Source organism: Bradyrhizobium sp. CFUWI, assembly GCF_056429085.1.
Map to the genome: position 1 here is coordinate 286,885 of NZ_JBWJZE010000009.1, position 18,682 is coordinate 305,566.

The 18,682-nt window shown below is 65.3% G+C and carries 14 protein-coding genes; 5 read left to right on the forward strand and 9 right to left on the reverse strand.

What is annotated here, in order from left to right:
• Positions 1 to 111 precede the first annotated feature (111 nt).
• Positions 112 to 552 (forward strand): flagellar biosynthesis repressor FlbT, encoded by a 441-nt coding sequence (gene flbT, locus AC066S_RS21575; protein WP_126262042.1) that lies wholly within the window; start codon positions 112 to 114, stop codon positions 550 to 552.
• Positions 553 to 656: 104 nt separating this feature from the next.
• Here flbT and AC066S_RS21580 read toward each other — a convergent pair whose 3' ends face one another.
• The 9 genes from AC066S_RS21580 to AC066S_RS21620 form a co-directional block, all read right to left on the reverse strand.
• Positions 657 to 2,156 carry a pyridoxal phosphate-dependent decarboxylase family protein gene (locus AC066S_RS21580; RefSeq protein WP_478270552.1) on the reverse strand — a complete coding sequence of 500 codons (1,500 nt, stop codon included), beginning with the start codon at positions 2,154 to 2,156 and terminating at the stop codon, positions 657 to 659.
• A complete protein-coding gene (locus tag AC066S_RS21585; protein ID WP_478270553.1) occupies positions 2,153 to 3,406 on the reverse strand; it encodes an ATP-grasp domain-containing protein in 1,254 nt (417 codons plus the stop codon). The genes AC066S_RS21580 and AC066S_RS21585 overlap by 4 nt, the downstream gene beginning before the upstream one ends.
• Position 3,407: 1 nt before the next feature.
• On the reverse strand, positions 3,408 to 5,057 hold the full coding sequence (locus tag AC066S_RS21590; RefSeq protein ID WP_478270554.1) for a hypothetical protein: 1,650 nt from the start codon (positions 5,055 to 5,057) through the stop codon (positions 3,408 to 3,410).
• The gene (locus AC066S_RS21595) at positions 5,047 to 5,832 is read right to left on the reverse strand and encodes a hypothetical protein (protein WP_478270555.1); all 786 of its coding nucleotides are present in this window, start codon (positions 5,830 to 5,832) and stop codon (positions 5,047 to 5,049) included. The genes AC066S_RS21590 and AC066S_RS21595 overlap by 11 nt, the downstream gene beginning before the upstream one ends.
• Positions 5,833 to 5,903: 71 nt before the next feature.
• Entirely contained in the window at positions 5,904 to 7,787 is a 1,884-nt protein-coding gene (locus tag AC066S_RS21600) for a flagellar protein (RefSeq protein ID WP_478270556.1), read from the reverse strand.
• 21 nt (positions 7,788 to 7,808) lie between these two features.
• Complete coding sequence (gene flgK, locus AC066S_RS21605) at positions 7,809 to 9,692, reverse strand: flagellar hook-associated protein FlgK (protein ID WP_478270557.1); 1,884 nt, start codon at positions 9,690 to 9,692, stop codon at positions 7,809 to 7,811.
• Positions 9,693 to 9,726: 34 nt separating this feature from the next.
• Positions 9,727 to 11,979, reverse strand: a complete 2,253-nt coding sequence (locus AC066S_RS21610; RefSeq protein WP_126262049.1) for a flagellar hook-basal body complex protein — start codon at positions 11,977 to 11,979, stop codon at positions 9,727 to 9,729.
• 270 nt (positions 11,980 to 12,249) lie between these two features.
• The gene (gene msrB, locus AC066S_RS21615) at positions 12,250 to 12,762 is read right to left on the reverse strand and encodes a peptide-methionine (R)-S-oxide reductase MsrB (RefSeq protein WP_135171592.1); all 513 of its coding nucleotides are present in this window, start codon (positions 12,760 to 12,762) and stop codon (positions 12,250 to 12,252) included.
• A 176-nt stretch (positions 12,763 to 12,938) separates the two neighbouring features.
• On the reverse strand, positions 12,939 to 14,408 hold the full coding sequence (locus AC066S_RS21620) for an NAD(P)/FAD-dependent oxidoreductase (RefSeq protein WP_478270558.1): 1,470 nt from the start codon (positions 14,406 to 14,408) through the stop codon (positions 12,939 to 12,941).
• Between the two features lie 96 nt (positions 14,409 to 14,504).
• On the opposite strand from AC066S_RS21620, the gene AC066S_RS21625 reads away from it, so the two are divergent.
• The 4 genes from AC066S_RS21625 (at position 14,505) to AC066S_RS21640 (ending at position 18,315) form a co-directional block, all read left to right on the forward strand.
• Complete coding sequence (locus tag AC066S_RS21625; RefSeq protein WP_135171590.1) at positions 14,505 to 15,041, forward strand: SixA phosphatase family protein; 537 nt, start codon at positions 14,505 to 14,507, stop codon at positions 15,039 to 15,041.
• A 66-nt stretch (positions 15,042 to 15,107) separates the two neighbouring features.
• Positions 15,108 to 15,533, forward strand: a complete 426-nt coding sequence (locus AC066S_RS21630; RefSeq protein WP_126262053.1) for a universal stress protein — start codon at positions 15,108 to 15,110, stop codon at positions 15,531 to 15,533.
• 719 nt (positions 15,534 to 16,252) lie between these two features.
• Positions 16,253 to 17,257 (forward strand): alpha/beta fold hydrolase, encoded by a 1,005-nt coding sequence (locus AC066S_RS21635; RefSeq protein ID WP_164719140.1) that lies wholly within the window; start codon positions 16,253 to 16,255, stop codon positions 17,255 to 17,257.
• Positions 17,258 to 17,508: 251 nt separating this feature from the next.
• Positions 17,509 to 18,315 (forward strand): transglutaminase-like domain-containing protein, encoded by an 807-nt coding sequence (locus AC066S_RS21640; RefSeq protein WP_126262055.1) that lies wholly within the window; start codon positions 17,509 to 17,511, stop codon positions 18,313 to 18,315.
• The last annotated feature ends 367 nt before the right edge of the window (positions 18,316 to 18,682 follow it).

An 18,682-nucleotide genomic window follows, 5' to 3' on the forward strand; every position in this document is an offset into this window, starting at 1 on the left:
TTTGGCGCGAGCGGCGGGAATTTACAACTCGTTAACTAGTTGCGAGCGAGAATCACGCCTTGATAGGCCGCAACGAACGCTCGGTTACGAAAGCGTTGATGGAGAACAGGCATGGCCCTCAAGGTCGAGCTCAGACCGCACGAACGCATCATCGTCGGCAACTGCGTGATTACCAATACGGACCAGCGTGCCCGTCTCCTGATCGACGGCGACAACGTGCCGATCCTGCGCGAGCGCGACATCCTCACGCCGGAGACCGCCGATACGCCGGCCAAGCTCGTCTATCTGGCGGTGCAGCTCATGTACATCTCGCCGGATCCGCAGACCCAGCACGGCACCTATTTCAACCTGGTGCGCGATATCGTCACCGCGGTCCCGAGCGCCTGGCCGATCATCGAGGCCATCAACAACAACATCCTGAACGGCGACCTCTACCGGGCGCTAAAGGACGCCCGCAAGCTGATCGCCTATGAAGAGAAGCTGCGGAGCCAGTTCGAGGCCACCCATCCAAAGGCTGAAGCGGCCAAGGACGACGTGAGCTCCGCCGCCTGACCATTGGGCTTCCGCGCGGCCACGCCACGCGAACGAAGCCGTCCCGCAAACAAGAACGGCCCCGGATCATCTCCGGGGCCGTTCTCGTTTGAACCACGCGCGTGCTATTGCGCCGCGAGCGGCGGCGCCTCGACCTCGATCACGCCGTCGCCGCACCGCCGTCCGCCAAACTCCAGCACCGCCGCGACCAGCACATCGATGTCCGCCTCCTCGGTGCGGTGATTGACGATCGCGGCGCGGATCGCAAACTTGCCGTCCAGCGTCGTGCTCGACGGCGCCGCCACTCCCGACTCCTGGATATCGGCGACGATCTCGCGGTTGACCGCGTCGTCGGCAAGGTAGCGGAAACAGACGATGTTGAGGTTGACCGGAGCCAGCAATTCCAGCCGCGGTTCGGCCAGCACGCGCGCTTCGAGATACTTCGCCAGCGCACAGCTTCGCGCGATCGTCGCACCCAGCCGGTCGATGCCGAACGTCTTCAGGGTGAACCACGTCTTCAGCGCACGGAAGCCGCGCGACAGATCGGGGCCGAGATCGCAGGGCCAGATCGCCCCCGCCGCAAGCCCCCTCGCCCCGCGGCGCAGATAGGCCGCGGGCTGCGCAAAGGCCTGCCGATGCTGCTCGCCATCGCGCACCAGCAGGAAGCCGGCATCGTACGGCACCTGTCCCCATTTGTGGAAGTCGAGCGCAATGGAATCGGCGAGTTCGATGCCGCCGAGCAGCGGCGCGAGCTCGGGCGAGAAGATCGCAAGCGCACCGAAAGCACCGTCGACGTGAAACCAGATTCCCTCCTCGCGGCACAGCTCCGCGACGGCCTTGAGATCGTCGATCGCGCCAATGTCCACCGTGCCGGCAGAGGCGACGACCAGGAACGGCTTGAAGCCGACCTCGCGATCGACGGCGATCTGCGCGCGCAGCGCGGCAACGTCGATGCGATGATCGGCATCGACGCCGATCTTGCGCAGCGCATCGGTGCCGAGCCCGGCAATGTCCATCGCCCTGGAGACGCAGCCATGCGCGGCCTGCGAGGTATAGGCCGTGAGCAGCGCACCGTCATTGCCGATGCCGTATTGGCGCGCGAGCGCGCCGAGCGCAGCCGTGCGCGCCACCAGCACCGCCATCAGATTGGCCATCGACGTGCCCGTGACGAAGATGCCGCTCGCGCTGTCCGGAAAGGCGAACAGGCGGCGCATCCAGTCGACGATCTGGCGCTCGACCTCGATCGGCATGTGGTCCCGTCCGCCGAGATTGGCGTTGAGGCCGGCGGCGAGCATGTCCGCGAGCATGCCGACCGCGGTGCCGCCGCCATGCACCCAGCCCATGAAGCTGGGATGGACGTTGCCGGTCGCATAGGGCGCGACGTGCTCGGCGAATTCGCGATAGACCTCGGCGAGGTCGCTCGCCCCGCGCGGCACGTCGGCCTTGAAGGCCGCGCGGACGTCGTCGGGGATCGGCTGCCAGACCGGACGCGTCCGGACGTTGGCGATGCCGTCGATCGTCTCATCGAGCATGCGATGGGCGAGCGCGCGAAATGCGCTCCAGTCCTGCGGGTCAAGCGAGGTGTGCGCGACGGAGCTTTGCGCGTTGCGGACGATCTCGTTCATGTTGCACTCCCCTCGCCCGCTCTTGCATGCCGCGACAGCATTGCCGCGAACGCCGCGAAGATCTTGCGCATCTGCGGTGGCTTGTAAGGAAACACCGCCGGCGAATCCATGTTGTGCACGACGGCGGTGTTGTCAGCTTCGAAGACCAGGAGCTCGTTGTCCTGGTTCTCCGCGCAATCGACGATGAAATAATCGAGGCCGACGCGCCTGCTCATCTCGTCGAGCGCGTTCCTGTGGCGCGCCGCGAAGGCGTGGTCGAAGTCGCGCATGAAGATCGCCTCCTCCGCACGCTTCTCCTCGCTGAATGCCATGTTGGCGTTGAGGTACCAGATATCCCAGCGGTCGGCGATCGCCATGTGGCAGGCGTAAGGTTTGCCGTCGACCATCGCGAGACGATATTTGCGATAGAGCCCGTCGGGATTCACATAATCGACGAAACGCGCGACGAAGAAATCCTGCTCCTTACGCTCGGCAAGATAAGATGCGAGCGCCGCCGTATCGTCGAGCTTCGCGAGCCCGACGCCGGCATGCGAGCCGCGCGGCCGCGCGATCATCGGAAAGCGCAGTTCACCCGCGATGTCCTGGCAAGCGATCTGCCCGCTCGAGAGGTCCGACAATTGCGCGCGCGTCGCGTGGATGGTCGCGGGAATATCGAGACCCGGCACGCCGGCCAACAGCCGATGCAGCTTGTCGCGATCCAGATTGCCGATGCGATCGGGACGATTGAGCAGCGGTCGCGGCCAATGCGGCGCGGCCTTCCCGATCAAGGCGAGCGCCTCGCGGCATTCCTCGGAATCGGAAGCGACCACGATCGCGACGTCGTGCTCCGGCAAATTCTCCGGCAGGCCGACGCCCTTGACCACGTAGAGCGTCAACAGCTCGATGTCGGAGCCTTCGAGCAGAAAATCGATCGGCGTGTTGCCGCCCATGTCGATGTCGGCCGCAAGCGCGAGCACGCGCAAGCCGGGCTTCGGAGCGGCAATCGGCGTGCGAAACAATTGATGGAAGGCCAACACCTCCGACTGGATCGCAAGCCCCTGATCCTTGTCGCCGAGAAGCTGGGCGATCAACGACAGATCCAGTCCTTCGCCCGCCAGCGCCGTCCCCGCCGCGATCCGCGCCACCAATTGGTCGCGCAGCGGATGCAGATCGACACCCTCGAAGGCCTGGCGGGTCAGCTGCGCAAAGCCGATGCGATCGGCATAATTCGCCGCAATCATGCCGATCGGCGCGGAAAGCGGATGCTGCATCTCACACCTCGAACGCGGAGTTTACCGGCGCGGCGGCGACTGCGCCACGGTCGAGCAGCAGCTCGATCTTCACCAGCACATGGGCGATGCGATCGAGAATTTGCTGCACGTTGCGTTGCGCCTCTGCCGTATCAGGCGACCAGGCCTCGGTCACGAGCCGGGCGCCGACGCAAAGGCGCAGCACGGCCTGCGGTGCCGCGTCCTGCCGCTCCAGGCGGACCGGCTGACCGATCAGGCAGCGCTGCGCGGCGACCTGTCGGTCCGCCGCGGTGCCGCTGAACGCCTCGCTCATGTCACGCGCCAACGCCTGATGAATGGCGTTGGTCTCGGCGGTCGAAACCGGCTTGCCGCCGCGCAGCAGCATGAACGGAAAGATCGTAGTCTGTGCAAATTCCTCGTCATCCGCGTCGACGGTGTTGGTCGCGGTCGGGACGGAGCGAAGCGACGGCGACAACGCGATCATGCTGTCGATGCCGGCGGCGAGCTCGGCGAGCATCTTGGCACGGAATGCGCCGGGCACGGCGTAATAGCCGCCGATCTCGGCGAGCGCCGCCTCCCAGCGCAGCCATTGACCGAAGTTCGGACGGCGCTCGAAGCGCGAACGCAGCATCGTCCAGGCCATCGGCCAATCGCAACGATCGGCATAGTCGAAGATGCCCGGCGCGATCCCCTCGATCCGATCGAGCGACCGCGACAGGCCCTTGGGCACCAGCAACGCACCGCTGAACGCAGGCCCACCGAAGAATTTCGAGCCTGAGATCAGCACCATATAACCGCGGTCGAGATAGGAGCGCAGCCGGCGGAGACCGAGCCGCGCCTGACAGGCGTCGACGACGATTTGGACCTTGCGCGGCCAGCGCCGCGCGATCTCATCGAGGCAGGCCGCGCTCGGTGCGCGCCAGCCGAGCTTCGATGCATCCATGATCTGAAGCAGCACGGGCGCGCCTTGCGCGATCGTGGCTTCGACCGCACGCAGCACCGCGACATCGGCATCCCCGCGCATTGCAATCGCGGGGCCTGGCTCCAGCAGCGGCAACGCGAGACAGGCGCCGGCGAGCCCCGCAACCGCGCCGTCCTTGCGAACCGCAAGGCCGCTCGCCGTCATGGAGCTGAAATGGTGCCCGCGCGCGGTATGGATCGTCCCGCTTCCGGTCTGGTCGGCGCCGACCACGATCGTCACCGGCGGCGCCCCGAGCACCGCGCGCGCCAGGAACAGGGCGTGAAGCTGGGAGTCCGTGCCGGAGGGCGAGAACACGATTTCGACGCGCGGTGGAAGCTGGAGGTGGCCACGCAGCTCGTTCCGCATGTCCTCGCAGCGCGAGTCGAAGGCGACCTCGACTTCGTCGAACAGGCATTTGTGCATCAGCTCTTCGCGCGCCAGCGCGACGCGGTCATAGGCAGCCTGCGAGATCGTCGACGCCGTCGAGGAGGCGAAATTCCAGACCTCCGGCTCCGGCGCGGCCGCGCAGCCATACACGTTGAGCCGGTCCCCGGCGTCGAGCGCCAGCCGCGGATCTCCGCCCGAGACGAGCAGCGTGTCGAGTGGTGTGAAAAGATCGCGCAGGTGGTAACGCGAACCGCTGTCGGATGCGCGTTCCGGTCCTGACAGGCGGGATGCGCCGGTGCTCATCCCGGAAGGCTCAGGCGGCATCGGCCGCCGCCCCTGCGGGCGCCGGTGCGAATTGCGAGGCGATGTCGCCATGGAACACCGACGGTCCGACGTGATCGAGCGAGCTCTGGATGTCCGCCCAGATCTCGCCGCCGATGTCGGTCCAGCGCTTGCAGAAGGCGAAGTCCTCGGAAAGATAAGTGCCGGTCGCCGGATCGATCATGCATTCGAACAGCGCGAAGCGGTTTTGGCTTGCGACCAGCGCGTCGTGCGAATGCTCGCGGAAGAACTGCAGGCTTGCATAGTCCGGGTGACGGCACATCGCCTCCAGCGCGTGGCGCCGGATCATCAGGAAGCCGGTGCCGGCATAGCGCACGCGGGTGAAGCCGTTGACGACGACGATGCGGTCGGGATCCTCGATCTCGAGCACATAATCCAGCGAAGCCGCGGGCACGTCGGTGCGGCCCGACTGGATCGCCCGCGCGGCCTTGTCCCAATTGACCCGCTTGATCGGATAGCAGCCGGCAACGACGTCAGCGCCGCATTCGATCAGCCGGAACACCTGCTCCGGCTTGAAGCCGATATCGGCGTCGATGAACAGGAAATGCGTCGTGTTGGGATCGTCCAGGAACATCGCGACCAGATTGGCCCGCGCGCGGGTGATCAGCGCGTCGCCGTCCCGCAGCAGCACCTTGAGCTCGAGATTGGACATGCCGTGAACGGCGCGCTGGAGCGCGAAGATCGAGCTCGCATAGATGCTCGACACCTGCCCGCCGAAGCATGGCGTTGCCACCACCAATTGCATCTTGTCCGACATCGGCAGCTCCGCCCCGCTCCAATCCTCACCAAGAGGTAAAGAGGCATGGTTAACGGCGCCTTAACGCGCCCTCACAGGAACTTGACGAGCGAGAGCTGCGCGAGGTTCGAGGTCACCTGGTAGGACGCCTGCAGCGCGTTCTGCAGCGCCAGGATCTCGCTCGCGACCTGGTCGGGCGAGGCCGATTCGGCCTGGTCGATGATGGTCTGGAGCTGCGCCTTGGCCTGGGTCTGGCGCGTGGAGGCGTCCTTCATCGTGTTCTGGGCCATCGCGATGTCGGTCTGGATGTCCTCGATGCGCTGCTGACCCGGCTGCTGCGTCAGCGCCTGCGTCACCCGCAGGCTCAGCGCGGAGACCTGCCCTCCCGAATACTGCCCGGTCGGCGAGGTCGAGAAGGTCCCGAACACCGCGATCGCCTGCAATTGCCGGCGGATCGCGTCCTCGTTGGCCTGGGCGCCATACTGCACCGTGACGGAATCGTCGACCCGCGCCATCGCGGTCGAGCGCGCCGAGCCGGGCCCGTCATTGCCCAAGTACCATTTCACGGTGTTGGCCGAACCGTTGACCAGCGTCGTCGCCGAGCTCGCCGGCGAGGAGCCGACCCGCAGCGGCGGCTGCGTGGCGGTCACGGGCGTCGCGCCGAAACCGAGCGAACCCAGCGCGCCGGTATTGGAGCTGGTGATGTTGAGGCTCGCCGCATCGTCGGTGTTGATCGTGATCGAGCCGCCGTGGACCGTCGAGGGCTTCGACGTCCCCGTGATGGCGTCGATCTTGCCGAGCAGGGTCTGGATGCTGTCGGTGACGTTGAGCTGGCTGCCGGTCGCGCCCGAGGCTACGAAGGTCAGCGTGGTGCCGTTGACGGTGATGGTGTCGCCGGCAACGAAGCCCGGCGAGATCGAATCCGAGGGGCTCGCCCCGGACAGCGCCGTAGCGCCGGTGACGGGCGCCGGCGTCGCCGCCTGGTTGTTGACCGGCGTGCCGATCGCGGAGCTGGCGGTGTTGAAGAAATTGTCGCCGGCGACGATCGCGGATGCCGCGACCAGCGAGGTGTTGGCGAGTTTCGTGATCGCGGTGTTCAGCGCGGTATTGAGATTTGTCGCGGTATTGGTCGGGTTGACGGGGGTGCTCGCATCGATCGCGAAGCTGCCGAGCGGCGTCGGCGTCGCCGAGGATGCGGTCAGATCGATCTGCTCGGTCGTGCCGTCCGGCAGCGTGAACTGGATGCTGAGCTTGTCGCCGTTGTTCGGGTTGACGCCGTTGAGATCGACCGAGAACGACACCGGCGAGCCGCTCGGGCCGGTGACGGTCGCGCCCGTCAGCGTCGAGGAGACCGCCTTGATCTTGAGGCCGAACGGCGAGCCCGCGACGTCTTCCGACACCTGAATCGAGCTCGGCGTCGGCTGCGTCTGCACCAGACGGCCCATGCCGTTGGCCCCTAAGTCGGCGGCCTGGCGCTCCGCCATCACCGTCTTGAAGCCCGCCTGCGTCGTGGTGCCGTTGATGATGTCGCCGGCATCCGTAACCGACTGCGTGTTGACGGCGGTTCCCGAGAACAGATAGCGGTTGCCCGTCTGCGTGTTGAGGACGCCGACCATCGAGCCGAACTGGGCCGCGGCGGTGTTCTGCGCGATGGTCTGGCCGTTGACGTTGAGATCCTGCGCCGTGTTGGCGGAGCCCGTCTGCACCGTGCTGCGGATCTTGGTCAGCGACTGCAACGCGGTATTGGCGAGGTTGATGCTGACATTGACGTTGGTGATCGTGTCGGTATAGGCGGCGATGTTGGAGAGCTGCGCGCGCCCGGCGATCGCGAAGCCCTCGTTGGTGCCCATCCCGGCATAATTCTGCGACAGCTTGCCGGTCGAGAGCTGCGTCGACAGGTCGGTGAGCTGCTGGTTGATGTTTCGGATCTGCGAGCCGAGAACCGACGAGGCGTAGTTGATGCTGCTGATCGACATGTTTCAGAGCCCTGTTACTTGTTACCCTTGAGCCTGGAGCAACGTGTTCATCATGCTTTGCACCACCGACATCACGTGAGCGTTGGCGGCATAGGCATTCTGGAGCTGGATCAGGTTCGACATCTCCGAGTCGAGGTTGACCTTGGCGGTGGAGTCGAACTTGGCTTGCAGCGTCGAGACCACGACGCTCTGGCCCTGCTGGAGCTGGGTGGCCTGCGTCGAGGCGTTGGCCTGCACGCTCAGGAATTGCTGCAGAAAGTTCGAGACGCTGCCGGTGAACGGCTGGCCGGCCGAGCCGAGGCCGCTCTGCGGCGAATAGGAAAACACCGCCGAGGTCAGCTGCGAGTAGAGATAGTCCGAGCGCGTGGTGTCGCCCGCGGGCGTCACCGGCGAGGTGTTGTAGACCGACATCCTGGTCGGGTCGGCGACGAGCTGCGTGTTCACGGCGATGCGTCCCGCAAGGCCGGTCATCTGCGAGCCCGAGGCGGTGATCGCGCCGGTGTAGAGCGCCTGTCCGCCGTCGGTGAACAGCGGCAGCTGCGGATTGCCCGAGGTCAGCGACGAGATCGTCTTGCTGATCGAGGCCGAATTGACCTTGGCAAGCCCGCTATTGTCGTCCGTGATCCGCAGCGTCGTGGCGGTGGCCGGCGACGGGGCTGCGGAGAACGTCAGGTGCGAGCTCGACAGCGCCGTGTTGAGCGCCGAGGCGATCGCGCCAATGCCCCCGGAGAAGTTCACGCCGATCCTCATCGGGTTGGCGTTGGTCGCATTCTGCAGCGGCAACGCCGCCGGATCGGTGACGTTGACCAGCGTGACCTGACGCTGCGTATTGGTCGCCGTGTCCGTGTAGGTGAAGGTCGCGGTGTTGCCCGGCAGCGCACCGGCAAGATCGAGGTCGAAGCCCGCCGGAGGACCGGAGACGGTGCTGCCGGCCGTGGTCTTGTCGGAGAGTGCGCTCGACATCGTCGCGGCGAGCTGGTCGATCTGGTTCTGCGCCTGCACCAGCGTCTCGTCGCGCAGCTTCAGATCGGCCGCGATCTGGCCCGACGAGACCACGTTGTTGGCGATGACATCGAGCTGCGAGCCGTTCGGCAGCTTGATGGTCAGCGCGCCGACGCCCGACTTGGCCGGGTCGATGTTGTAGAGCGAGGTCGCCGACAGCGTGCCGGCCGAGGCAAAGGAGAATTGCGAGGCGAGCCCGGCGCCAACCAGCTGGATGCCCGTCGTCGTGTAGATGTTGGCCTGGTTCGAACCGTCGACGGTGACGCGGACGTCGACATATTTCGACAAGGTGTTGATGGCCTGGTCGCGCTGGTCCATCAGCGTCGCGGCCGAGGGGTCGTTGGCCGACAGGCCCTGCAGCTTGGTGTTGATGTTGGCGACCTGCTGCATCGCGGCGTTGGCGGCCTGCGCCGAGGTGCCGAGATCCTGCTCGACGTTGGAGCGCAGCGACTGGATGCCCTTGGTGGTGACGTTGAGCTGCTGCGCCAGCGCCTGCGCCGCGCCGAGCGCAACGGTCTGCGCCGACGACGCACCCGAGCTGGTCGACAGCGCCTGCAGCGCCGTGGTGAATTTGTTCAGCGCCGTTTCGAGCGTGCCGCTGTTGCCGGGCGTACCATAGACGTTCTGAAGTTGCTTCAGAATGCTGGCCATCTGGTCGGCATAGCCGCTGCCGCCGGTTTCGGTGCGCAGCTGGTTCAGCACATAGGCGTCGAGCTCCCGGCTGACGCCTGTCGTCATCGCCGTCGAGCCGAAGTCGCCGGTGGTGACCTCGATCTGGTTCGGCGTCTGGACGACGTAACCCGGCGTCTGCGAATTCGCGACGTTCGAGGAGACGATCGAGAGAGCGGCCTGGTTGGCACGCAGACCGCTCATCGCACTGGCGAGGGCTGAACTCAAACCCATGTTACTTGCCGCCTTTGGTTACGTTACGCGCCGATCAGCGCAACACGTTCAGGAGATCCTGCACCATCGAGTTCGCGGTCGTGATCACCTTGGTGTTGGCCGAATAGGCCTGCTGGGTCACGATCAGCTTGGTGAATTCGTCGGCGATGTCGGTGTTGGATCCCTCCAGCGACGAGCCGCTGATTGTGCCCGAAGCGCCGTCGATGGCGTCACCCGACTGCTCGGTCGCGGCATAGGCGCCGCCGTCCATCGCCTTCAGGTAGTTGGTGCCGTTGAAGTGCGACAGCTGCACCTGGGCGAGGTTGAGGTTCTGGCCGTTGGAGAAGGTGCCGACCACGATGCCGTTGTTGTTGACGGCGACCGAGCGGAGCTGGCCGGCGGCATAGCCGTTCTGCGTGATGGTGTTGATGGTCACCGCGCCGCTGGTGCTGGCATATTGCGTCAGCCCGCCCGACGAGATGTTGAAGGCGACCGAGCCGAGCGACTGACCGCTGACGCTGACGTTGTTGATGGTGATGCCCGAACCGCTCGGCGAAGTCAGCGAGCCGTCTGCGGCAAAGGTGAAGGCCTGCCCGGTATTGACCCAGCCGACCGTCGTGCCGGTCGCATTCGGATCGGTCTGGTAGAACAGGTTCCAGGTGTCGGAATGGCCCGCGCCAAGCGAGGCGCTGTCGGTCTTGGCCCAGCGCAATTGCAGGTTCACCGGCGTGCCGGCGGCGTTGTAGGCGGTCACCGCGCCGCCGCTGATCGATTCCTTGGTGAAGGTCGAAATGTCGTTGCCGATCACGCCGCCCGTGCCGGCGGTGCCGCCGCCGTCGCGGTTCTTGGTGATGGTCGAGGTGAAGCCGAGCGCGGCGAAGGCAGCGCTGTTCGAGCTGGAGACCGAAAGGTTGGAGACCGTGCCGGTGTTCAGCGTGATCACGCCGCCGCTGCTGACCGACGATCCCGACGCGCCGGCCAGCGCGTCGATCTTGCCGAGCAGCGTCGTGATGTTGTCGGTGACGTTGATCTGGTTGTTGCCCACGGCGCCCGCGGCCATGAAGGTCAGCGTCTGACCATCGACCGTGATGGTATCGCCGGCAGCGAAGCCGGACGAGAGCACCTGGGCGCCGCCGGCCGTCGCCGTGCCGCTCAGAACCGTGGCGCCCGAGATCGCGGGCGAGGACAGCACGTTGCCGCCACGGGTCACGCTGCTGATGCCGAGCGCGGTGGCTGCCGTGCCGCTGCCGACAGCCACGTCGGTGCCGGTGCCGCTGGAGATCACGATGTTGCCGCTGGCGGAGAGCGAGGCCGTGACGCCGGCGCCGCCGGCGGTCTGGATGCCGTTCAGGATGTCGGACACAGTCGCCGTCGTGCCCGCGCCGAGGCCGATCGTCGTGTTGTTGCCGACGGTCGAGACCGTGGTGCCGCCGTTGAAGGTGATGGTGTTGCCGTTGATGGTCAGCGTCTGGCCGCTCAGCGCGGTGAGAATGCTGGAGGCGAGATGCGTGCCGACCGTGTTGTCGAGGGACGTGGTGGTCGAGGCCACCGCAGACGAATTGTTCTGGAGCGCGACCGTGCCCGTTGCCGTCGTCGACGAATAGGCCGAGCGGATGTTGCCGGTGGCGGCGGCGCCGGAGACCGTCGCATTGGTGTAGGGCGCGGGCGGCGTGCCGACCGGCAGCGGGTTGGCCGCGAAATCGGACGGGTTCAGTCCGCCGGCCGCCAGCAGCGTGCCGGCCGCGGCGGTCGTTTTCGCCACCGTGTTCGGCTGGGTCGGCAGGTTCGCAGCGTACTGGATCGAGGTGGTCGCCTGCGCCGGAATGAAGTTGTTCTGGAATTGCAGCACGTTCGCGACGCTGCCGGTCGGGTTGCCGGTCTTCGGGTCGACCGTGACGCCCATCAGGTAATAGCCGGCGCCGTTGACGAGATTGCCGTTGGCATTGAGCTGGAAGTCGCCGCGCCTGGTGTAATAGGTGACGCCGGTGAACACCGGCACGTTGTCGACGACGCCGCTCGCCTTCTGGATCGAGAAGAAGCCGTCGCCGGTGATCGCCATGTTGGTGGCGACGGTGGAGCCCGAGATCGTGCCCTGCGTGGTGATGGTGGCCTTGGCGTTGGCCGTCACGCCGCCCGCGACCTGCTTGCTCGGCACCGAGGAGTCGGGAATGAGATCGACGAAGCTGGTCCCGATGCCCTTGTAACCGGTGGTGGATGAGTTCGCGATGTTGCCGGAAATGTTCTGCAGCGCGTAGGACTGCGCCTGCAGGCCACCCACCGAGGTGTTCATTGCATCGAAGATACCCATAACTTTGTCTCCAAATCCGATCTCGGCGGCCGGTCGACCATGGCCGCAGTCGGGGGAGACCGTCGCAAGGGCTATGCCAATGCGGGTACCCTCATGAAATCAACGACTTAATGAAAAAGCCCCGGCCTGACGACCGGGGCACAATTGCCGGGACCGGCAACAATTGCCGGGGCCTTCGGTCATTCCGGGGCGGTCCGCAGGACCGAACCCGGAATCTCGAGATTCCGGATTCGATGCTGACGCATCGCTCCGGAATGACTCCAGGGCGACTTACGTCGCCGACGCCGCCGCGGGATGGAAGACCAGCCCGAAACCGTCGATGCAATAGCGCAATCCGGTCGGCTTCGGACCGTCGTCGAAGACGTGGCCGAGATGGCCGCCGCAGCGCCGGCAATGCACCTCGGTGCGAACCATGCCGTAGGCCCGGTCTTCGGTCTTGCCGACATTGCCCTCGATCGGCTGGTAGAAGCTCGGCCAGCCGGTGCCGCTCTCGAATTTGGTCTCGGACGCAAACAGCGGAAGGTCGCAGCCGGCGCAGGCGAAGATGCCCTTGCGGTGCTCCTTCAGCAGCGGGCTGGAGCCCGGCCGCTCGGTGCCGTGATTGCGCAGGATCTCATATTGCTGCGGCGTGAGCTGGGCGCGCCATTCAGCCTCCGTCTTCGTGATCTCGAACTTTTCCGCAGTCTTCTGGCCGGCCTCGGCAGGCGTTCCCCTCAGCCAGCGGAAGGCCCCAAGGCCAAACAGGCCGGCGGCAGTCGTCAACAGGATGCGGCGGTCAAACATCTCATTCTCCGTGCGGGAGCTCCACGCCCTGAGATACGGGCTTGAACGGCCGAAGTTACACGTTCAGGCGGAATTTTTCGCGGGTCTAAAGCATGATCCGGAAAAGTGCGCAGCGGTTTTTCGAAAAGATCATGCTCAAACAACAACCTAAAGCGCGATGACGATCACATCGCACTTTAGCGCGAAACGTCGGCCTCGTGCGCGGCCGGTTCCCCCGCCCGCTCTTCCGCTTGGACCGCAGGTTTCGGCGCCGGGGCCAGCCGCGGCCTGACGCCGGGCGGCGGGCGGCGCGGACCGGTGCCGGCGGCCCGGTTGGCCTCGGCAAGACGCGCCTCGCGCTGGCGATCCTTGACCCTGGCACGCTCGCGGTAGCGGGCGAGCGAGCCCGCGGCGGCGGAACTCGCCCTGCCCCAGATCCCGACCAATTGGCCTGCGACCCGTCCGGTGGCGCCGCCCGCCCAGACCAGCTCGAACGGCGAGAACAGCTTCCAGCGCTCGTCGCCCCGCAGGATGCTGCGCGCGATCATCTGCCCGGCCATGGCCGAGGTGTTCATGCCCTGGCGGCCGAATCCGCTCGCCACCCACAGGCCTTTGCGCAACTGGCCGATCTGCGGCATGCCGTGCACGGTCTGGCCGGTGGCGCCGCCGAACATGTCCGTGACCTCGACATTGCCGAGCGCTGGAAAGATCGTGCGGATCCGCCGTCTGACGGCGCCTGCAAAGCGCTGCGGACGCGCGGCCCAGGTGGTCTCCGGGCTCTCCCACATCAGCCGGTCGCCGTCGACGATGCGGAAATGATCGACACCGTCGGTGTCCATCACCGATCCCTTGAAGGCGATGATCTCATGCACGCGCTCGCCGAGCGGCGCGGTGATTCCGGCATAGCGCCAGACCGGCAGCAGCGTCTCCGACAGGCGTCTCAAGGGCGCGCCGAGATGGATGTTGCCCGCGAGCACGATGTGGGTGGCGCGCAGCCGCGCCGAGGGCGTGACGATGCGTTTGCGGATGCCGGAATGATCGATGCTGACGACCGGCGTGTCCTCGAAGATGCGGGCGCCGGCCCGCCGCGCCAGCGCCGCGAGGCCGTGCACATATTTGTGGCCGTCGACCTGGAACGCCTTGGGATAATACACGCCGTGGAAATAGCGATCGGTCTTGAGCACCTCGCGGACGCGATCGACCTGCCAGCCTTCGACCTCGGTGTCGAAATCCTCGTTCAGCATCTGCAACCGGCTGATCAGCCGGTCGCCGGCATCGACGTTCGAGACCTCCAGCACGCCCTCGCTTCTGGCGATCCCCGGCATGTTCTCTTCCGTGGCGTTGGCCCGGACGAACTCGGCGCCCTGCTTCGACAGCGTCCACAATTCACGCGCGTCCTCGAAGCCGATGCGCTCGATCAGATCGGTGAGCGGCAGCGCAAAGCCCGGCATCACCGTGCCGAGCTGGTTGCCGGACGCGTTCCAGCCGATGTGACGGCCCTCGAGCACCGCGACGCTGGCCCCTAACCGGGCCGCCTCCAGCGCGACGGTGAGCCCGGCCAGCCCCGCACCGATGACGCAGATGTCGGCGTCAAGGTCGAACGACAGCCGCGTGCGGTCGCGAAAGCCGGCTTCGTCCTCGGACACGCTTGTGTAAGTCTCGCTCATGCCGTTTTCTTATTAAAGGACCCACCGGGCGCCTGTCACCTTGTCCTCAACCGGCGCCTGTAGATTATTCTGGACGGGGAACGATTCGAGAATGCCATGCGCCGTTTGATGTTGCTGCGTCACGCCAAGACCGAGACTGACGCGCCGAGCGGCCGTGACCAGGACCGCCGGCTCGACGAGCGCGGCTACAAGGATGCTGCCCGGATCGGCGACTGGATCGCCAACCATCCGCCCTTCCCCGATACCGTGCTGGTGTCGCATGCCGTCCGGGCGCGGCAGACCTGGGACATCGCCTGGGAGGCGATGAAGGACCGCGTCCCGGCGCCGCAGGTCGAGATCCTGCCGGAACTCTATGGCGCCGATCCCGCGCAGATCCTGGACTGCATTCGCACTGCAACGGCCCCGGCCGACCCGAAGCAATTGCTGCTGGTCGCCCATAATCCCGGCATGCACGAGGCCGCGCTCATGCTGATGGGCGGCGGCGATCCGGCCGGCGCCAAGGCGCTCGCCGACAATCTGCCCACTTCGGGACTTGCGATCTTCGACTTTGACGTCAAGGATTGGGCCGACGTGGCCTACCGCCGCGGCAAACTGGTGCTGTTCACCAGCCCCAAGCTGCTTCGATCGGGATGAGATGCGTGGCCCGCCGTCTCGGCCGACCGACCTAACGCGATCAAGGGCCGAAGATTGGAGGCGCAGATGTTCAAGTCCATCCTCGTGCCCATCGACCTCGCCGACACCGATCTGGCCAAGCCGGCGATCGCGACCGCGGCAACGCTGTCGCAGACCTGGAGCGGCACGGTGCGGCTGCTCAACGTGCTGCCGATGACGCCGGTGATGCTGGCCGAATACGTGCCGGCCGATTTCGACGAACAGCAGCGCCAGACCTCGGAAGAGGCGCTCGCCATCGTTGCACGCGAATCCGGCATCGAGCGGGGGCGGATCTCCAGCGTGGTACGCCAGGGCGGCATCTACCACGAGATTCTGGAGGAAGCCGCGCAGATAAAGGCCGATCTGATCGTGATGACCTCGCACCGGCCGGCGATGCGCACCTATTTCCTCGGCTCCAACGCCGGCCACGTCGTGCGCTACGCCAAATGCTCGGTGCTGGTCGTGAGGCACTAGGTGGCGCAGCGGACCATGGAGGCAGCGCGTGCGCAGCCGATGGTCTCGTGCCCCGGACGCAGCGCAGCACCTCTTCAGCGGTGCGCTGGAGAGCCGGGGCCCATGCATTAACACGCGCTGCGGCTTCGGCGAGCGGCAAGTTCGTAGAGCTGATACTTGGAACAGTTCCCTGGTTGGAACGTTGACCGTCATCGCCGCTCGGCTCTCGGCTATCATCGGTGATGAGAACGCCTGATCGCGCTCCCGCCCTCACGGAAAGGAACGCGACATGCAACGTCGCCGGTTTACACACACAAAATCGCTCAAAGAGCGACTCCTCGAAGAGGCCACAAAGCTAAAAGAGGAGGCGAAGCTACTACCGCATGGCCCGTTGCGGGAAGCTGCAACGAAAAGGGCCCGGCAGGCCGAGATAGCGGCACATATGGATGATTGGCTCGCCTCCCCGGGCTTGGGATCTCCGAAGAAGGACGAGACATCGGGCCCGGGCTAGCATCTGGCCCGCAACAGACTGGCGCCAAAGCTTCTTGAAGGCAGTTGTCTGAAGATCCGGCGTGGACGCGTGCAGGTGCGGCGCGTGCGCGGAAGAGTGAAGGCGTTTAACAAGAAGACCGATCAGATTCGAGCGTACAGGAACCAACCGACGACGCCCTCGTTTGGAATGCCTGCAACATTTCTCATTTGCTCTGAGGCATCGTGCAGACCCTTATGAGGTACTGCCAATGACCTTGCTGCAAACTCCTTCACCTTCGCTCGTCTCCAGCTGCCTCAGCGCCGTGAGGCGATATCCCGCGCTTGCCGCCGTTACTGGGGCCGTAACGGTGATGGCGGGGGCCGCCCTCATCAATCGGCAGCTTGCCAGGAAGGCACAACGCGATAATCCGCCACAGGGACGGTTCATCGAGGTCAATGGCGTACGTCTGCACTATGTGGAGCGTGGCAACGGCCGCCCGCTGGTTCTCTTTCACGGCAACGGCAGCATGATCCAGGACTTCGAGTCGAGCGGCTTGATTGATCTGGCAGCTGCAAACTATCGGGTTATCGTCTTCGACCGCCCGGGATTCGGACACAGCTTGCGGCCCCGCAATGCGGTTTGGACCCCTGAGACGCAGGCAGATCTGTTCAAGGAGGCACTCGGCCGTCTGGGCGTTCAGCGCGCAATTGTGCTTGGACATTCATGGGGAGCGTCGCTCGCAGTGGCGCTGGCGATCAGGCATCCATCGCTGGTCGAAGCATTGGTGCTGGCGTCGGGATACTATTTCCCGACCGCCCGCACCGACGCCGCGGCCTCTTTGGCACCTGCAATCCCTGGACTCGGCGATATCATCAGTTACACCGTATCCCCGATCTTCGGGCGGCTGATGTGGCCTATGATGTTGCGCAAACTATTCGGCCCGCGCGCAGTCCCCGAGAAATTCGCCGACTTTCCCAAAGCAATGGCTGTACGACCAGCACAGATGCGTGCCAGTGCCGCAGAAGCGGCCTTGATGGTCCCGGCGGCCTTTGTCGCTGCGAAGACCTATAGCGAACTCAGGATGCCCACGATCATCATCGGCGGTGAGGATGACCGTCTGATCGACATCGAAAAGCAATCGGTCAGGCTCCACGAAGAGATCAAGCAGAGCAAACTGCACCGGATCGCCGGCGTGGGCCATATGGTCCATCAATCTGCAACGCCCGATTTGATGGCGGCCATCGACGAAGCCGCTGCCGCGACATTGCACTAGACAATGGGTCCAGCGAATGCTGGCGAGCACCGCGCCCTCCGCTGCCGGACTGGTCGGACGCGGCATAATTCGGTGATGGGATGTGGCTTCGCGTTGCGGCACTTGGCATTGCGTCCGGCCGCCTGCATAGCCATCTTCTCTTCAGGGATGCGGCAGACGGACCAGTCGCAGCGATGCCGACCTGAGTTCGAGCCGACACGACTCATGCGGCGGCCAATTCCGGTCAGCGCAGTTGGAGCCGAGGCCTAAGCATGCAGATCCGGGTCGGCTTCGACATGGTCTACGACTTCCCGCAATTTACGCCATTGATTGCGATGGTCGGAACGCATTTCACGCGGGCATCCGATGTTGTCGTGCCGGATCACCTCATCACCTCGCCTTCTGTTCCGATCACGCCCTACCGCGACAGCTTCGGGAACTGGTGCAGCCGGATCGTCGCGCCGCCCGGCCGCATGCGCCTTACCGCCGATGGAACGGTGCGCGACAGCGGCTTGCCCGATGTGATCGCGCCTTCAGCTGCGCAGCACGCGGTCGAGGATCTTCCATCGGACACCCTGCTCTATTTGCTCGGCAGCAGGTATTGCGAAACAGATCGGCTTTCCGACATCGCCTGGAAGCTGTTCGAGAAAACGGCGCCCGGCTGGCCGCGCGTCCAGGCGATCTGCGATTTCGTTCACCATCACATCGCGTTCGGATACGAGCACGCGCGGGCGACCATGACGGCATGGGAGGCCTTCAACGAGCGGAAGGGCGTCTGCCGCGACTATGCGCATCTCGCCATCGCGTTCTGCCGCTGCATGAACATTCCAGCGCGCTACTGCACCGGCTATCTCGGCGACATCGGCATTCCGCCGCCGCACGCCCCCGGCGACTTTGCAGGTTGGTTCGATGCCTACCTTGGCGGCCGCTGGTACACCTTCGACGCACGCAACAACACGCCGCGCATCGGCCGGGTCCTGATCGCCCAGGGCCGCGATGCGGCGGATGTTCCGATTGTTCATATTTTCGGACCGGGCGAGCTGATCAGCTTCAAGGTGTGGACCGATGAACTGGTGTGAGCCGCCGGTCCGGGTCAATTGCGCGCAGCAAGACGGACGAGATTGACCTCGCTAATTGGCAAGGTGGGTGCTACAAGCCAGCCATCACCGCGCGCTTCCTGGCTGTTATCGGTGACTGAGAGCATCGCGCTCCCGCCTCCACCCGAAAGAAGGCGGTCAGATGTCCGATTTGGTCAGATTCGACATTCGTGAGTGGCTCGTGCCACCTTTGCTGGTGCCTATTTTCCTCGTGCTGCTGATCGCGATCGTGGCCGTTCTCTAGCAGCAGGTCCGTTCGATCGACCTGCGCCAAAACGCGGGCGCGGCGCTTCAGCCAAGACGCGAGCAGAGTCGCGAGCAGAGACGCGAGCCGAGACAGGAGGCGGGA

Bases quoted from the DNA above. Each gene is read 5' to 3' on its own strand.
- flbT (WP_126262042.1), top strand. From the start codon at position 112: ATGGCCCTCAAGGTCGAGCTCAGACCGCACGAACGCATCATCGTCGGC.
- AC066S_RS21580 (WP_478270552.1), bottom strand. From the start codon at position 2,156: ATGAACGAGATCGTCCGCAACGCGCAAAGCTCCGTCGCGCACACCTCG.
- AC066S_RS21585 (WP_478270553.1), bottom strand. From the start codon at position 3,406: ATGCAGCATCCGCTTTCCGCGCCGATCGGCATGATTGCGGCGAATTAT.
- AC066S_RS21590 (WP_478270554.1), bottom strand. From the start codon at position 5,057: ATGCCGCCTGAGCCTTCCGGGATGAGCACCGGCGCATCCCGCCTGTCA.
- AC066S_RS21595 (WP_478270555.1), bottom strand. From the start codon at position 5,832: ATGTCGGACAAGATGCAATTGGTGGTGGCAACGCCATGCTTCGGCGGG.
- AC066S_RS21600 (WP_478270556.1), bottom strand. From the start codon at position 7,787: ATGTCGATCAGCAGCATCAACTACGCCTCGTCGGTTCTCGGCTCGCAG.
- flgK (WP_478270557.1), bottom strand. From the start codon at position 9,692: ATGGGTTTGAGTTCAGCCCTCGCCAGTGCGATGAGCGGTCTGCGTGCC.
- AC066S_RS21610 (WP_126262049.1), bottom strand. From the start codon at position 11,979: ATGGGTATCTTCGATGCAATGAACACCTCGGTGGGTGGCCTGCAGGCG.
- msrB (WP_135171592.1), bottom strand. From the start codon at position 12,762: ATGTTTGACCGCCGCATCCTGTTGACGACTGCCGCCGGCCTGTTTGGC.
- AC066S_RS21620 (WP_478270558.1), bottom strand. From the start codon at position 14,408: ATGAGCGAGACTTACACAAGCGTGTCCGAGGACGAAGCCGGCTTTCGC.
- AC066S_RS21625 (WP_135171590.1), top strand. From the start codon at position 14,505: ATGCGCCGTTTGATGTTGCTGCGTCACGCCAAGACCGAGACTGACGCG.
- AC066S_RS21630 (WP_126262053.1), top strand. From the start codon at position 15,108: ATGTTCAAGTCCATCCTCGTGCCCATCGACCTCGCCGACACCGATCTG.
- AC066S_RS21635 (WP_164719140.1), top strand. From the start codon at position 16,253: ATGACCTTGCTGCAAACTCCTTCACCTTCGCTCGTCTCCAGCTGCCTC.
- AC066S_RS21640 (WP_126262055.1), top strand. From the start codon at position 17,509: ATGCAGATCCGGGTCGGCTTCGACATGGTCTACGACTTCCCGCAATTT.